16 protein-coding genes are annotated in these 16,437 nt (G+C 42.6%); 8 read left to right on the top strand and 8 right to left on the bottom strand.

Features of this window, described 5'->3' with window-relative positions; genetic code table 11:
* Positions 1-3 precede the first annotated feature (3 nt).
* Genes ABIS22_02355 through ABIS22_02335 form a run of 5 tightly spaced genes read right to left on the bottom strand, consistent with a single transcriptional unit; the run spans position 4 to position 5,264 of the window.
* Positions 4-588 (bottom strand): hypothetical protein, encoded by a 585-nt coding sequence (locus ABIS22_02355; GenBank protein ID MEO7740733.1) that lies wholly within the window; start codon positions 586-588, stop codon positions 4-6.
* On the bottom strand, positions 588-1,145 hold the full coding sequence (locus ABIS22_02350; GenBank protein MEO7740732.1) for a hypothetical protein: 558 nt from the start codon (positions 1,143-1,145) through the stop codon (positions 588-590). Before ABIS22_02350 ends, ABIS22_02355 begins: the two co-directional genes overlap by 1 nt.
* A complete protein-coding gene (pilM, locus tag ABIS22_02345; protein MEO7740731.1) occupies positions 1,142-2,197 on the bottom strand; it encodes a pilus assembly protein PilM in 1,056 nt (351 codons plus the stop codon). Before pilM ends, ABIS22_02350 begins: the two co-directional genes overlap by 4 nt.
* 53 nt (positions 2,198-2,250) lie before the next feature.
* On the bottom strand, positions 2,251-3,480 hold the full coding sequence (locus tag ABIS22_02340; GenBank protein MEO7740730.1) for a type II secretion system F family protein: 1,230 nt from the start codon (positions 3,478-3,480) through the stop codon (positions 2,251-2,253).
* A 2-nt stretch (positions 3,481-3,482) separates the two neighbouring features.
* Positions 3,483-5,264: an ATPase, T2SS/T4P/T4SS family gene (locus ABIS22_02335; protein ID MEO7740729.1), complete on the bottom strand. Its 1,782-nt coding sequence runs from the start codon at positions 5,262-5,264 to the stop codon at positions 3,483-3,485.
* Positions 5,265-5,362: 98 nt separating this feature from the next.
* Here ABIS22_02335 and tsaE point away from each other — a divergent pair, with 98 nt between their 5' ends.
* From tsaE to ABIS22_02310, 5 genes are all read left to right on the top strand, one after another.
* Complete coding sequence (gene tsaE / locus ABIS22_02330) at positions 5,363-5,818, top strand: tRNA (adenosine(37)-N6)-threonylcarbamoyltransferase complex ATPase subunit type 1 TsaE (protein ID MEO7740728.1); 456 nt, start codon at positions 5,363-5,365, stop codon at positions 5,816-5,818.
* Positions 5,815-6,201, top strand: coding sequence for a tRNA (adenosine(37)-N6)-threonylcarbamoyltransferase complex dimerization subunit type 1 TsaB (tsaB, locus tag ABIS22_02325; protein ID MEO7740727.1), 387 nt, complete (start codon positions 5,815-5,817; stop codon positions 6,199-6,201). The genes tsaE and tsaB overlap by 4 nt, the downstream gene beginning before the upstream one ends.
* A gap of 162 nt (positions 6,202-6,363) precedes the next feature.
* The gene (gene rny, locus ABIS22_02320; protein ID MEO7740726.1) at positions 6,364-7,875 is read left to right on the top strand and encodes a ribonuclease Y; all 1,512 of its coding nucleotides are present in this window, start codon (positions 6,364-6,366) and stop codon (positions 7,873-7,875) included.
* 4 nt (positions 7,876-7,879) lie between these two features.
* The gene (locus ABIS22_02315) at positions 7,880-8,365 is read left to right on the top strand and encodes an NUDIX hydrolase (GenBank protein ID MEO7740725.1); all 486 of its coding nucleotides are present in this window, start codon (positions 7,880-7,882) and stop codon (positions 8,363-8,365) included.
* Positions 8,366-8,368: 3 nt separating this feature from the next.
* A complete protein-coding gene (locus tag ABIS22_02310) occupies positions 8,369-8,995 on the top strand; it encodes a class E sortase (GenBank protein MEO7740724.1) in 627 nt (208 codons plus the stop codon).
* Positions 8,996-9,013: 18 nt separating this feature from the next.
* Here the strand turns inward: ABIS22_02310 and ABIS22_02305 are convergent, their stop codons facing one another.
* Both ABIS22_02305 and ABIS22_02300 read right to left on the bottom strand, forming a co-directional pair.
* Positions 9,014-11,296 (bottom strand): glycerophosphodiester phosphodiesterase family protein, encoded by a 2,283-nt coding sequence (locus tag ABIS22_02305; GenBank protein ID MEO7740723.1) that lies wholly within the window; start codon positions 11,294-11,296, stop codon positions 9,014-9,016.
* A gap of 6 nt (positions 11,297-11,302) precedes the next feature.
* Positions 11,303-12,031, bottom strand: coding sequence for a hypothetical protein (locus ABIS22_02300; GenBank protein MEO7740722.1), 729 nt, complete (start codon positions 12,029-12,031; stop codon positions 11,303-11,305).
* A gap of 457 nt (positions 12,032-12,488) precedes the next feature.
* Here ABIS22_02300 and ABIS22_02295 point away from each other — a divergent pair, with 457 nt between their 5' ends.
* Complete coding sequence (locus ABIS22_02295) at positions 12,489-12,659, top strand: hypothetical protein (protein ID MEO7740721.1); 171 nt, start codon at positions 12,489-12,491, stop codon at positions 12,657-12,659.
* A 188-nt stretch (positions 12,660-12,847) separates the two neighbouring features.
* On the top strand, positions 12,848-14,218 hold the full coding sequence (locus ABIS22_02290) for an exonuclease domain-containing protein (protein MEO7740720.1): 1,371 nt from the start codon (positions 12,848-12,850) through the stop codon (positions 14,216-14,218).
* Positions 14,219-14,235: 17 nt separating this feature from the next.
* Here the strand turns inward: ABIS22_02290 and ABIS22_02285 are convergent, their stop codons facing one another.
* Positions 14,236-14,664 carry a MarR family transcriptional regulator gene (locus ABIS22_02285; protein ID MEO7740719.1) on the bottom strand — a complete coding sequence of 143 codons (429 nt, stop codon included), beginning with the start codon at positions 14,662-14,664 and terminating at the stop codon, positions 14,236-14,238.
* Positions 14,665-14,767: 103 nt separating this feature from the next.
* Between ABIS22_02285 and ABIS22_02280 the strand changes: the two genes are divergently transcribed.
* The gene (locus ABIS22_02280; GenBank protein ID MEO7740718.1) at positions 14,768-16,246 is read left to right on the top strand and encodes a DHA2 family efflux MFS transporter permease subunit; all 1,479 of its coding nucleotides are present in this window, start codon (positions 14,768-14,770) and stop codon (positions 16,244-16,246) included.
* Positions 16,247-16,437: the final 191 nt, after the last annotated feature.

Genomic DNA, 16,437 nt, shown 5'->3' with positions numbered 1-16,437 from the left:
AATTTAATTTATATATACCTGTATTTCAAGACCGTCTGTTCTGATTTCATCATTTTTTTCACCTTTTGATAAACTGATACGGGATATTTGCATTTTAGTCAGGTTTTGCTCAATTGAATGGATAAACTGCAATAGACTAACGTAGTTGATTGGTGTCTTTAGTGTAATTGACGCAGAGGTAGACTTTACACCTGCAGGCGCGGGTGCACCGGCGGGTGTTGCAGCGCTAGGAGTTGTTGCCGCAGTAGTAAATGAGAAGTCTGTAATAGTGATTCCAGAGGCCGCCGCATAACCATTGAGATCTTTAATGATTTGGTCTTGGTATTGATACCCCTTAGAGTCAGCCACAATACTTGCTGCTCGGTCAACGATGTCTTTCTGACTATCAAGTTCCTGCTTAACTTTTTGTAAAGTTTGTAGGCTATTTCGACTCGCATCTGCATCACTTGTTACCTGGCTAACCTGGGCGGCGTATTCTTTTAACTGTGAGTTGCCAAAAAAGACAACAGCAATAATAATGCTCATAGTAACAAACATTAGAATTGAGAGTAAAAGGCGGAATGAAACTGCGGTAAGTTTATTTTTCATTATTGGATACCTGCCTTATTCAGTGTAACGTTAAGGCTAACAGTAAATGGATAGCCCGTTGTATCTCCTATTGTTGATGAAAGGTTCTCGAAGTGGACATTAGAAAATAGAGTTGTATTTTGGAACGACTCTTTTAGTGCAGTCGCGTCACTCGCTGTTTTACAATGAGCTGTTATAACACTGGCAGTACCAAATGTCTTTGGATCCAGAGAAAGGTTATCAATGACAACTCCTGGAGGTACAAGGCGAGAAATTTGAAGAATTATTTTTGTATAGACAACTTCCTGATCGAGAATTTGCTTGGCTGTTACGAGGTGAGACCGAAACGCACTTGCTTGTGTTTCAATGACCGCATATTCACCAACCTTTGATTTATTATCAGATATCGTCTGCTCTGCACTTGCTTTTGCACTTGAAAGGTAGAAATAGAGCACGCCAACAGCTGCGAGTGCGAAGAGCAGCGCACCAACAAGAAGTATGTTATATCGAACAAGCAGTAAGTTTGTTCGGCCTGCCTGGATATCTTTTTTATTTTGTAATGGTAAAAGGTTAATCATTTCCAAATCTCTTTTTGATCAATAATGGCTAGTCCCGCTACGCTAATATAGCGTGGGCGAAATTGCTTATTGGGTTGAGGCAATTTTCCGAAATCAAGCTTTTGCCACGGACTTGCTATGCGAGCTGCCATAACAAGTTCGTTCGTAAAGTAATCTCCGATACCGGGGACGTTACTGCCGCCGCCAACAACGAGAACCTGCTCAATTTTCCGATCATTATTGAGACGCTCATCGTAGTAGCGCATAACCTTACGGGTTTCAGTAATGATACGCTGTAGGTTTGGCTGCAAGGCTGCTGTGATTTTCGCTTGACGTGGGCCAGCACTTAAGCCATTGAGTACTTTAAGCTGATGAGCATTTTCGAGCGTAATGCTAAGTTTTTTTGCTATATCAAGTGTGAATGTATTTCCCCCAACGCCGATACCACCTGTAACTCGGATTGCACCTTTATCTAGTACTGCAATATCCGTACCAGCAGAGCCAATGTCTACTATGAGTGTCGTAAGGTGACCGTCTTCGGTTGTTTCAAGAACCCTTGCGATAGCATTGATACCTGGCTCAATCATTGTCGGTCGTAGACCAACAGATTCAACTGCGGAAACGCAGCTATCAACCAGAACTTTTGGAACTGCACACATGACAACAGTCAGGTTTTCTTTATCACGTTCAATAATTTCGTAGTCAACGTAAAGTGAAGAAAAGGGGATTGGGATGTACTGGTCAACTTCTACCTGAATCGCATCAGATAGAGTATTTTCTGATTTTGCCGGTAACATGAATGTCCTAGAGAATGTACGGCTCGTTGGGATACCGATAGTAACATGGGTGCTGCCTAGCTCACCGACAAGTTTATCGTGAAGAAGAGAGGTAATATTCTCTGATAAATATCCATCATTCGTTTCAAGAGACTTTTGCATTTTAGCTGGATCAAGATCTACTGATCCGTAGCCGAGCACTAACCATTTTTTTGGATCAACAGACATGACTTTAATACCAGTTTGACTGATATCAAGCCCTATGATTGGTTTGTCGTGATAAAATAATTTTGCCATTGATGCCCACTCGTGTATCTATTAATAGTATACCATGAGCATTTTAAAAAACACTAACCTTTGATGTTCTGAGCAAGCCCAGCAATTGGGCCCATAACACTGGCGGCAATCAACCCAACCATTGAGCCCATGATGACAATCATGACAGGTTCGATAATAGAACTGATACCATCAATCGCTACATCAACTTCTTCTTCATAGAAATCGGCAACTTTAAGGAGAACGACGTCAGTCTGACCCGTCTCTTCACCAACAGAAAGCATCTGAGCAACAATTGCTGGGAATAGTTTGTTTTTTTCAATAATCGTTGATAATTGGACTCCGTTTTTAACTTGCTCCGCCGCATCCATAAGTGACTTTTCGTAGACCATATTACCAACAGCGCGCGAGGTAACGCGAAGTGCCTCGAGAACTGGCACTCCTGCGCCCATAAGCGCTGAAAATGTTCGCGCAAATCGTGCGACAGCGAGCTTTACTATAATTGTTTTAATACCAGGTATTTTTAGAATAAGCGCGTGGAATTGCCCCTTACCCTTTGGTGTTTTGATATACCGAAGAAGAGCATAAATGATACCGAATATAACTGGGAACACAATAAACCAGTAATTTGTCATGAAACTACTGATCGCAAGCATACCAACAGTAAGACCTGGAAGTTTCGCGTCAGCACCTCCTAGGTCAAGAAGGATTTTACCAATTTGAGGAATGACAAAAAGCATAAGACCGAAGAAGGCGACAACTGTTATTACTATCAATACAGTTGGATAAGTCATAGCACTTTTCACTTTTTTTCGAATTGTGGCACTCTTCTCTTGTTGAATCGCAAGGCGTTTTAGAATTTCATCTAAAATACCTGCTGCCTCGCCGGCACGTACCATATTTACGTATACGTCTGAAAAGGTATTTGGGAATTTTGCCAGTGAGTCACCAAGTGCTGCCCCACCTTCAACATCTTTAATGACACTCATAAGTAGTTTTTTAAGTGGAGCACTTTCTGTGTGACCCGCAAGTGATGATAGTGATCGAAGCAGTGGTACGCCTGCGCTAACCATGGCACTGAGCTGACGCGTAAACATGACAATATCATTACTTTTGACTTTGTTGCCGCCAAGTAACGAGCCAATCGCAAATTTAGCTTTTGCACTACTGCCTTCAATAACACTTATTGGTCGCAAACCTTGCTTCGAGAGTGCAGCGAGAACGCTTGCTCGGTCGGCAGCCTCAACGGATCCTGAGACTGATTTGTTCTGAGTATTATATGCTACGTAAGCGAAAGTTGGCATGGTTATTCTCTCGTCACCCTAAGAATCTCTTCGATGGTCGTCTCACCGCGAAGAGCTTTAATAAGGCCATCTGTTTGCATGGTAATCATTCCCTCAAGTATAGCTTGATCTTGAATTTGATTGCTTGTCGCATTGCTAACAATGAGCTTTTGTATAGGTATAGAGTTACCAAGTACCTCATAGATGCCCATTCGACCTTTGTAACCATTTCCTCCTGTATCATCATCTTCATTTGGTTTTACTTTCCAAAGTGTATTAATACCTTTTTCATCGGTACTAAGTGGCGCATCACCTCCGATGCCTTGGCTAGCAGCTTGCTTCTCAAGTTCGTGAATGAACTTGAAGTCCTGATTATCTTTAAGGTTAAATAAACGAATAATCGCAGTCTTTTCCTCTTCGTTTGGAGTGTAGCTAACTCTAGTATCATGACCGAGTCGACGGACGAGTCGTTGGCCGACGATAGCTTTTACTGTACTCGCAATCAGGAATGGTTCGATACCCATATCAAGAAGTCGCGGCAGACATGTCGCTGCATTGTTTGTGTGAAGAGTACTAAAGACCAAGTGCCCCGTAAGTGCTGCTTGCACACCTAAGTCAGCTGTCTCTGCGTCACGGATCTCACCGACCATGATAATGTTTGGGTCTTGACGGAGTAGGGCTCGCAGCCCAAGTGCAAAAGTCATACCTGCCTTAGCGTTTGTTTGGGTTTGGTTCACTCCAGGAATCCTATACTCAACAGGGTCTTCGATAGTGGATATATTGACATCTGGAGTATTGAGCATAGTCAGGACACTAAAAAGACTCGTTGACTTACCTGAACCTGTCGGTCCAGTTACGAGCACCATGCCATTTGGTTCTGTGATGGCTTCACTAATCGTATCGAGTGATCTGCCCCAGTAGCCTAGGTCACGAAGTGTAACAGCTTGGTTGCTTTCATCAAGAATACGCATAACTACCTTCTCGCCATCAGCGATAGGAAGGGTTGAAACACGGAGTGCGTATTGCTTGCCGCCGACTTTTATTTTAAAACGGCCATCTTGCGGGACTCGTCTTTCATCGATCTTAAGATTTGAAAGAATTTTTATGCGGCTAGTAAGTGCTCCAATAACGTTACGCGGTAGGCGGTTAACCTCTTTTAAAACACCATCAATACGGTAGCGAATTTGGACATATTCCTCACGGGGTTCAATATGAATATCACTTGCACTTGAACGAATAGCGTATTCAAGGAGTAAGTTAACAGTCTGGGCGATTGGTGAATCTTCGGCAATTTCAGCATCACTAACTTTTTGATTTTCAGCGCTATTCTCACGCTGTACATCGATCACCTCTTTTAACTCTTCATTAACATCACCTCTATAGTTTTCAAGGCATGAAAGAATGTTATCGTGAGTTGCGATATATATCTCGGTATTTTCACCAATTTGTTTTTCAATAAAGTCGACGGCCTGAATGTCGTCAGGGTCATCCATGGCGAGATACATCTTACCGTCGTCGTCGATCTTAAAGAGGATAGCGTTATATTGTCTTGCAATGCGTTCAGGAATTTTGTTAAGAACTTCTTGTGGAATATCACTCGGGACTATCTCTACAAAAGGTATGCCGGCATACCCGCTAAATGCTTTGACGAGGTCAATTTCTTTCATCAGTTGATCTTGAATGACAAGATCTTGCATAGGGCGTCTTGAACGAGAGGCCTCTTGCTTGAGGCCTGTTAGTTGCTCTGCAGTAGCTGCACCACTGCGTTTCAACAATTCTTCGATAGTTACATCTGAAATACGCATACTGCTTGTGCCTATTGTACTCGACTGATAAGAAAAGTACCAGCTGATTGGAGATTGGCAGCACCTCTGTCAGGGAAGTGGTATAATTGATCAAAGATATGCAAACAGCAGTTAATAATGAAGAAGCAATGAAAGCTTTTGGTGCCGTAATTGGCGGGCACTTAAGTGGTGGTGAAATCATCGATCTTACTGGTGATGTTGGAGCTGGCAAGACAACTCTGACGAAAGGTATTGCAGCAGGCCTCGGTATTGAAGAAGACGTTCAGAGTCCAAGTTTTACGATTAGTCGAGTCTACGATGCGCGTAATGGTCTACGTCTAGCCCATTATGATTTTTATCGACTACATAATGCTGGCATTATGCACGATGAGCTAGCCGAAACAGTTATGGATAATAAAACAGTCACTATTATTGAATGGTCAGATGTCGTTAAGAGCGTGCTACCTAGTGATCACATAAGTATACATATAACTTCACCCGAGGAGCATGTTCGACATTTAAATATTACCGCTCATGGTGAATTAAGTCAGATGCTGGTTGAAAAATTAGTATGATTTTATTACTCGATACATCAACACCGCTATGCAAACTATCTCTCATCGACGGGGATTGGCAATACGACGATGAGTGGCAGGCTGATCGGACTCTTGCGGATAATCTTCTTAGATATCTGAATGATCAGCTTCAAAAAAATAAAAAAACATTCCAAGATATTAAGGCTATAGGAGTTTTCAAAGGCCCCGGTAGCTTTACAGGTTTACGTATTGGACTCACGGTGCTTAATACGATTGCCGACAGTGAATCTATTCCGATTGTTGGAGTTACTGGTGATGAATGGCAAGACCTCGCATGTATGCGGCTTTCAAAAAATGAAAATGACGTCCTCGTCACGCCTCTTTATGGTAGTGAAGCGCATATCACGACACCTCGTAAGTAGGTAGATGGGCCTTGCGGAGTGTGTCCAAAAAGCGCTATTATATAGGTAGCTTTTTACACAAAAGAGCCTTATGAAACTTTTTGAAACAACCTGTGCGACTGCGATAAACGACTTTTTCTTGATGATGCACTGAAACGCAGTTCGCCTAAGAAAGGAACAGATATGATTGAAGGTATTATAGCCGCTGTAATAGGGGTGATTTTTGGCGTAAGTGGAACATATGCTTATGATAAGCGGAGAAGCCAGGGTAATAAACACAGAGCTGATCAAATAGTTTCAGATGCAAAGAGTAAGGCAGGAGATATTGTCCTACAGGCAAAGGATGAAGCAGTTGCATTAGTCAGTAGCGCAAAAGAAGATGAAACCGAACGTCGCCGTGAATGGAAAAAGACGGAAAATCGACTCGGTGATCGTGAAATTAGTCTTGATAAAAAACTTGATGAACTTGACCGACGTGCTGAAAAACTACGTAAGCAAGAAGACGAAGTTGAAGACCTTAAAAACGAAATAAGAGATATACGAGTCAAGCAGCAAGAGAAGCTAGAAAAAATTGCTGGCCTTAAAAAATCTGATGCTGCTGAAAAGCTGATGCAGATGACTGAACGTGATATAAAAGACGATCTCGTTGGACTTGTCTCAAAGCTTCAGCACGATGCAATGCAAGATGCTGAGGAGAATGCGCAGACTATACTTGTTACCGCAATGGAACGTATGAGTTCAGAGGTGACAGCTGAAAGAACTGTGACCGCTGTTAAGTTACTTGATGAAGAGATGAAAGGCCGAATTATCGGTAAGGAAGGTCGTAACATTCAGGCACTGCAACGGGCTACAGGAGTTGATATTCTTGTTGATGACACACCCGGTATGATTATCCTCTCAAGCTTTGATCCAATTCGTCGTCAAATCGCACGTATTAGTCTTGAGAACCTCATGAAAGATGGACGTATTCACCCTGGCCGAATCGAAGAAGTAGTTGATAAGGCTGAAAAGCAACTCGATAAGGATATTATGCGCACAGGTGAAGATGCAGCCCGGGAAGTTGGCGTAACAGGTATTCCAAAAGAAATGCTGCACCTTCTTGGTGAATTAAAGTATCGCACGAGTTACGGTCAGAATGTTCTAATGCATAGTACTGAAATGGCACACATGGCTGGTCTTATTGCTGAAGAAATTGGCGCAAACGTCCGTGTGACGAAAATTGCAACGTTACTTCATGATGTCGGGAAAGCGGTTACTCATAAAGTCGAAGGCAAGCATCATCATATTGGTGCTGAACTAGCTCGTAAGTATGGTATGAGTGAAGATATAGTTCACGCAATCGAAGCCCATCATGATGATATTGAGGCGACAACACCTGAAGCACTTGTTGTTCGTGTCTGCGACGCGCTATCAGCTGCTCGCCCAGGTGCTCGTAATATTAGTGCTGAGAATTTTGTTGAGCGCATGCGTGATCTTGAAAACGTTGCAACAAGCTTTAAGGGTATCGATAAGGCATACGCTATTAGTGCTGGACGTGAAGTTCGTGTTATCGTAAGTCCAAAATCAATCGATGATTTATCTGCTATAAAACTAGCGCGTGATATCGCAACAAAAATTGAATCAACCATGCAATATCCTGGAACCATAAAAGTAAATGTGATTAGAGAAACCCGCGCAATCGAATTCGCAAAATAAATTTATGGAACACACCTACACAGATCAGGAACGTCAGAAATGGCTTCAAACGCTTCCGAAACGTGTTTCAAGCGCGACTCTTATTATTGAAAATGAAAACGGTCAAGTGATTGTCGAAAAAGCTCATTACAAACGCTATTGGACATTTCCCGGTGGAATCATTGATCCAGGTGAAACGCCAAAGCAAGCTGCAGTTCGTGAAACTCGTGAAGAGATAGGACTAACAATTGACCCGGAACTTGTTTCGTTTGTAGCCGTAGCTACGCGCGTAAGTGAAATTGCCGAGACATATCAGTTTATTTTTCATACTATCGTTCAATCATCGGTATTGGCGCAGGTTGTATTGCAGGATTCAGAAATAGAAGCGTGGGACGTTGTAACAAAAGAACAAGTAGCTGATGTGGGTGATCGGATTTACTCTCAGGCAGTCATGCACTGGGCAGAAAAGAGAACAGGGTATATTGAGCAGTCATTTGGACGGGAGGACTAGCGAGTGCTTTATATTGAACGAAGCAAAAATATGCATATAAAAGGTATTGTCACCTCAGTTATCATTCTAGTACTCCTCTTGAGTGGTATCTATATTCTTCTGCTCTCGTTTGCACCATCTCTCACGTCTCAACAGATAACTGGGAGAGCCCCAGATGCGACTCAGAAAAAACTTGAACAGGCACCATCGCCTGTGACTGGCGATAGGTTATACATTCCACAAATTAATGTTGATGTAGCGATAGTGACCGGTACAACAGAAGCTGCACTCGAAAAAGGTGCATGGCATCGCCATCCTGAAAATGGAGACCCAGTAAAAGGGGGTAATTTCGTACTAAGTGCTCATCGTTTTGTTATGGCTTTTACTCCACAAGGTGTTGCCGAAAAATCACCTTTTTATAATATTGATAAACTGAATGTTGGTGATAAAATATTCGTAGATTTTCAAATGAAGCGATATGCATATGAGATTAAGCGAAAGTATGCAGTGAAGCCAAATGCAGTTGAAATTGAGAACCCGTCTCAAGATGCAAAAATGACACTCTATTCATGTACACTTGGCGGAAGCGCCGATGGTCGTGATGTTATTGAAGCAGTAAAACTAGGCGAGGTGAGTAGTAAACAGATATAATGACTTTTGTAGCAACTATCACAGTGTACGTGGGATAATCTCTGTTACACCAGCACACATCATAGCATCTGCACCTTTGCTAAAACCTGAATTAGATGAGCTTAATGTTGCTGGGATATGTCCAATTACTTTTTTCCCGTAAGATTTAATGGCATCCCATGATGGCTGATCTGCGCCTACGTCCATACCAAGAATATCCCAATATCCCTGGTAAGCAGCTAAGTTTGGTACATCAGCTTGGTAGAAGTAGCCCCATGTTTTATATCCATGCGCATGGGCAGCATTCGGCCACGCCGACGCAATACCGTAATATTTGGCTACGAATCGATTTGTAGGCGTACCAGATTGCGCGTCCATCATGGCAAGTAATTCATTAATATATCCTGAAGCAACTTTTGGATCAATAAATATAATGTGTGTGTTATAGTATGCAGCCATAATCTCTTCCCATCGCATGTATGGCTTATCCACTTGAGGGGTGCTAGTTGTACCGGCTGCTGTAATAAGGTATGCCTGTACTTCCGCCCATGTGTGTGCCGAAGCTGTAAAATTTGTAGTACCTGACGTACGGTCAAGTGTTGCATCATGAAGACCAAACCATACTCCATCTGATGTGCGCGCAAGAGACAATTCCAGCGCACCGACCCCCCAAAAAGCAGATTGAGTATATGCGTGCAGGCTCATTTCAGGCCAGTCTGCAGAACCTCCACGGTGAGCGACGTAAAATGGCGTTGTTGCTAGCATTGAAGTAACTGAGCTGTAACCTGTTGGTACAGGGCGCACTTCCTTTGGTGTGCTGATGGTATCTGTTGCAGATGTGTAATATAAGTGAGCAGTGCTGAGCGTATCGGGTGCACTTGTATATTTTAGTGCAATCCCGGCATTAGGTGCTGCCTGTCCAAGCGCACGAATTGCCACAGAGACACCTGCGGATTGGGACTGTACGCCGGCCCATGTTAATGTCTTTCCCGCAACTGCACCGGAGTCAATGTTTTGATAATATACTGCAAGTGCAGTCTTTGACTGAGCAGCTGTCGATGAAATAAGTGATGCTTGTTGTGTCATGCCACTTGGGCCAGACGCTATAGTATAGTCGATTGCTGAGGTAAAGTTCGCATTATATCCAACAAGGAGCAGATTATTGTTGACTGATGGTGAAGCCGGTTGGACTGTCACTACTTGTCCCGATGCTGTACCGTAGGGTGATATTGAGCTAACTAAATTGCTAAGGTCAGCTCCGCGCACAATAAATATCTCAGCACATATACGCCCTGCCGTAGCAGAGTCAGTTGAGGTAAAAGTGAAAGTTGTTTGCGTTAATAGCGATGCTGTCGGAACAGGAAGTGCATAAAATGCAATGATTCGCGTACCAGCGGAACTGCTGATGAATGGCTGACTTATACGGCTCCACCCAGAACAAGCAAAGTCACTCGTTGCTGTTGGAGTTTGCGCCGCTAGCGCCATGATAAGAACATCACCATTTTGGTAGCCTGTCGGTTTATTAATTGTAAATGAAGTTTGAGTGTTTGGGCTTACAAAAGTTGTAGATGCACCAACAACAGTAGGATTACTAGAAATGGGCGCAGCGGGGGTCCAAGTGCCGACTTTAAATGCCACAAGTTCACCCCCTGCGGCAGTTGTTGCTGTGTCATATGTTGCAGTAATATTGCCGGTTGGGCCGGCTGCTGTGAGATTTGTATATCCCATGACGCTTCCAGTGTTGGCAAGTGCACTACCTGTAGGTGCAGTCTTATATTCCTGGAATGCAGTCATAAAATTAGTTGTTGTCGGAGACGTGGTACTGGCTGAATTCTGATGATGTATTCCACCGACAAGTAGCGTTGTCGCCTTGACTGTGTTAATGCCAATAATGGCACTTGATGTAGTACCACCCGCAGATGTAAAAGATGTGGCGGCACTATCTTCGATGTTATCTAGATCAATACCTGTAGCACGGGCTACTACGCAGCCAACTCGAGTAGCGCTTTGACTAAATATCCATACTGAGGAAGTAGAGATAGCATCTATGTCTGCTTGTGTTTTTAATGGGTAATAATAAAAACCAGACAGGCGGGACACACTCATATTTGGATTTCCGATTGCCGCACCGTAATGTACCCATCCAGTTGGAGCGGTGATCGTATCACCGACACCTGATGATTGGTTGTGAATCCACGCGACAAGTAAGTCACCAATTTGCATGTTTGAAAGGTTTGACTTAACGAGTGTTGCCGTACCTGAGCCACCAGTTGTTGTGCCGAAGGTCGAGCTGTCCCCAGCACCAAAATGTAGTTGCGCCACGATTCGTTACGCCTTGACGACTACGATAACACCAGCGGGTGTTCCAGCTGGCAGCGATGCTGCGTTATCAATTAATAATATCTTTGCACCGATTGATGCAGCATCAGCTTTTGAGCTAAGCGCTGTTTGAGTAGCTGTCGAAATAGGTTTATTTAAGTCTGAAGTATTATCAACGTTCGAGAGTCCAACTGCAGTCTTATCAAGTGTTTGCCAGGATTTATCACCCCGATAATATTGACCAACAGTTCCACTTGTTACGCTAGGTTCCTTAGTGTTTAATCCATTCTGAGTAGCTGTCGAAATAGGTTTGTTAATATCACTCGTATTGTCGACGTTAGCAAGACCAGCACTTGTCTTATCAAGTGTTTGCCATGTCTTATCCCCGCGATAGTATTGAGCAGTTGTTCCGCTCGCTATGCTAGATTCTTTCCCACTCAGCACCGTTTGCACCGCTGTCGACACAGGTTTATTTAGATCACTCGTATTATCAACACTCCCAAGACCAACATCAGTTTTGCTGGGGACGTAGTCCCCAGCTTTAGCTGTTCCTGCTGTTGTTCCTAGTACTAAACTCGATGATCCAGTTCCAGCACCTATAGCTGTACGTATAGCTGCTGCATCAGTCGCTGTGAGAACTGACTTACCAATACTAGTTGCATCGCTTATCTGACTCGTTGTATGTGTATGAACAAGAGCAGCCTTACTATCCAGACCAGATTGCTGTGCCGTTGACACAGGCTTACTAAGATCTGATGTATTGTCGACATTTCCTAGGCCAACATCGGACTTGGTCGGTACATAGTCACCAGCTCTAGCTGTAGACGATGTTGTTCCAAGTACTAAACTCGATGTCCCTGAACCAATGGCTAACCTTATGGCTGCAGCATCTGTTGCAGTAAGAACAACTTTTCCAATAGCACTTGCATCACTTACTTGGCTGGAGGTATGTGTGTGTATGAGAGCAGCTTTATTATCTAAAGCAGCCTGAGTGCTTGTGGCGATGGGCTTACTTAGATCACTCGTATTATCAACATTATTTAGTCCGATAGCCGTTTTATCAAGTGTTTGCCATGACTTATCACCACGGTAATATTGAGTAGTTACTCCTCCGCTAATAACCGGTTCTTTAGTATTTAAACCTGATTGCGTAGCCGTAGAGATTGGTTTATTTAAGTCAGAGGTATCATCAACATTGCCAAGAGCAATATCAGACTTAGTGAACGTGACAATACCCGATTGGCCGTTAACGCTTGTAACACCGCCTGAACCAACAGCATTTATTTTTGATTGTACCGTTGGGGATAATTTTGATTCATCAATGGAATTATCTGTTATTGCAGTTGTAGGAATGGAATTATCATGAAGCGTCCCATCTGGTTTAAGCGACTGTGAAAGGAAATCATTGAGAATTGCCCCCCATTGACCTTCATCAGCTCCAGGTTGTGGTAATCGTGCTATATGCTTTTTCCTTTACTAAGTAATCTTATTATAACAAATACATAAGTATTATCCCAGTCACTATGCACAAGTACTGGCGTATAATAAATAGTGATGTTTGAGTATCCAGTAGTCTTTGTAGATATTGAAACGACTGGAGGAAGTTACCGAAATAGTCGTGTCTTAGAGGTAGCTGCGATACGTTTTGAAAATGGCAAGATCACTAAAGAGTACTCAACACTTATAAATCCTGAATCTTATATTCCTGCAGCCATTACTCACTTAACGGGGATTCACGAAGTTGATATAGTAGATGCTCCTGTATTTGCGGATATCGCCGATGAGCTATCTGACATACTGAGTGGTGCTATATTCATTGCTCATAATGTAAGATTTGATTATTCATTTTTAAAACACGAATTTTCTCTTGTAGGTAGTACCTTTTTGCCTAAACTACTTTGCACAGTACGATTATCTAGGGCTTTATATCCATCACAAAAAGGTCATAGTCTCGCTGCACTTATTGAGCGTCACGAAATTCCAGTTCTTGATAGACACAGAGCTCTTGCTGATGCGCACGCAATCCTTTATTTCAGTCAGATGGCATTCGATAAGCATGGCTACGAACTATTTAATCAAGCAGTCGCAAAACAACTAAAAACACAATATCTTCCACCAAACTTACGTATAGAAGAGATGGACACTATAGAGAATATTCCTGGTGTATACATTTTCAGAGATGAGGCTAATCAGCCGATATATGTAGGTAAAAGTATTACACTCAAAAAGAGAGTACTATCGCATTTCCAGGATACAAGCCCAAAGGAACTTAAGATCAGCCAAAATGTTCATCATGTTGAAACGATACCGACTGGAAGTGAGCTTGCGGCTCTTGTATTAGAGTCGAAGCTGATAAAAGAATTGAAGCCACTCTTTAATCGAAGGCTACGTCGTATCTCACAGTATGCAATGCTTATAAAAGACGAAGATAATGGCTATGCAAATTTACGCGTAAAATCTGGTAATGTTGACGCTACGACAGACCTTTCGCGTGTTTATGGCTTGTATGAATCTCGAACAAAAGCAAAAAAAAGAATTGAAGAATTAACGCGAACATTTCAACTATGTCCAAAGTTGATGGGGATCGAAAAAACTAACGGAGCATGCTTTTCCTACTCACTTGGAAAGTGTAAGGGCGCTTGTATTGGCAGCGAGAATAAAGAATTATATAATCGAAGATTTGAAGTAGCACTTGAGCATCATCGTATAGCTCAGTGGCCATACGATTCAGCAATTGTAATTCCAATTAATACAGATGGCGAAAGCATCATCATACGTAATTGGATGATTGAGGGCTATCTTAGTAGCGACGGTATGGCAATAATCGACGGAGTTGAATCAAACTTTGATGTTGATGAATACAAAATATTACGTCGATTTGTGCGAGAAAACAGTCAATTAATCCAGCATTACATCCTAGTCTAGAATTAACAAGAGTACTCTTAAGCAGAAACTTTTTCGTGTGGTGTATGTAGTTTCTTAAATACACTCGCTAAACTTGTAAGTTCATTAGTGGTTAATTTTCCATCACCAAGGCGATGAGGCAACTGCGATAGGAATTTGTTTACGACAGTACTTCCATTAGGAGTGAGTGTAAGCACTTTTTCGCGGCGGTCATGTTCACTTTCTGACCTAATTATTAACTGACTACCTACTAAACGCTCAACAATACCAGTCACATTTGAAGCGTCACAGTGAAGAAGATCTGCCATTTTACGCATAGGCATTGAGCCGTGGCGATTAATGGTCATTAGTGCAAAAAGCTGAGCAAGAGTAAGGTTATGGTCATCTGCGAGTTCCATAAGATCATGCTTTAGGTCCATTGTCAGTGCTAATAACTCTTCACAAACAGTTTGAGATAAATCATTCATAGGCTTATTATAGCATGAAATTTAAAATTAGTTGACTACTTCAAACATATTGGTATACTAATAGTTGAAGTATTCAAGTAAATACAAATAATGAAAGGAACACATGATAGAAAAAATTAAGCATAAAGGTTTAGCACTCGCGATTCTTGCAGCGGCTCAGTTTATGGTTGTGCTCGATGCTACGATCGTAAACGTGGCATTACCTGCTGTAGAAAAAGCACTTGGCTTTACGGGCCAGGCGCAATTACAGTGGATTATTACTGCATACGCACTTGCGTTTGGTGGATTCTTGCTCCTAGGAGGTCGTCTTGCAGATCTTTTTGGACGTCGTCGAATTTTCATGATAGGTGTCACTGTCTTTGCTGTTGCATCATTGCTGGCAGGATTAGCTCAGAGTCCGGAAATGATAATTGCATTCCGAGCACTGCAAGGACTTGGTGGAGCACTATTATCACCAGCAGCTCTGTCACTTGTACTGACAATTTTTAAAGAAGGACCAGAGCGTAACCGCGCACTTGGTGTATGGAGTATGGTTGCCGCTGGCGGTGGTGCGGTCGGGCTCCTACTTGGTGGTGTTCTGACACAATACGTAGATTGGCGCTGGATCTTCTTCATCAATGTTCCAGTTGCTGCATTTGTCATATTTATGGCTATGCGCTATGTACCTAAGAGTCTACCGACGACTCGGGAACGAGTTGATGTTACTGGTGCAGTAACAATTACAGCGAGCCTTGCAAGCATCGTATTCGCTCTTGCTAAAGTTCCGTCAGATGGTTGGGGAAGCAGTATCGTACTTGGGACATTTGCACTATCTGCTGTACTTATGGTTGTGTTTATCATTAATGAGCTTCGTGTTAAAAACCCACTGATTACACTTTCAATCTTCAAAAAACGTAATGTGACTGGTGGCACGATTATTCAAACTCTGATGCCAGCCGCCCTATTTGGTATGTTCTTCTTCTTGTCAATTTATCTCCAACAAATTCAAGGGTATTCACCTACACAAACAGGTGCTGCGAATCTTCCATTTACGCTGGTATTGATAGCAGTTGCAGGTACACTATCGAGGCATATCGGTAAGCTAAATGTCAAAATACTGTTGGTAGTAGCACCGCTCATCGTAGCAAGCGGATTACTATTCTTCGCTAACGTGCCGCTTCATGCTGATTACGTTACGAACATTCTTCCTGGGATCTTACTTATGGGTGCGGGTATGGCTGTAACTTTCGTGACTGTAACGGTCGTTGCGACAAATGGTATTTCAGCGCAGCAGTCTGGAACGGTGTCTGGCTTACTTAATACCGCACAGCAGATCGGCGGAGCAATTGGCCTCGCTGTACTTAGCGTTATTTCTACCAACGTGACAAAGGATAGTCTTATCGCTGCACAGGGTAATCCAATAGCACTTCCACAGGCGCTCGTTGATGGTTTCCAACGTGGGTTCCTCACCGCTGCAATCTTTGCGCTTATCGCAAGTATTGTCGCTCTACTAGTTCTTAAAGCTACTAAGCAGAATAAGACCGATATGGATAGCGAAGTATTACATGAAAGTGAAGCTTTTGCAGCACTTCCAGGAGCATAAATACTAGACAAAGTTCACTATTATTTAAAATATATCCCAGTTTAGTACTGGGATATATTTGTATTATGCAGCAGCACTAAGAATAGTAGCCTTTTCATGATGGATTACTAATTTAATTAAAACAACATAGAAAAACGACCATCCGAAGACGGTCGTTTTTCTATGGTCGGGGTGAAAGGACTCAAACCTTC

The organism is Candidatus Saccharimonadales bacterium (assembly GCA_039928925.1).
In the GTDB taxonomy this organism is placed as follows: Bacteria; Patescibacteriota; Saccharimonadia; order Saccharimonadales; family Saccharimonadaceae; genus UBA6022.
The sequence above is the reverse complement of the archived record's forward strand: the minus strand, read 5'-3'. Positions and strand labels throughout refer to the sequence as shown.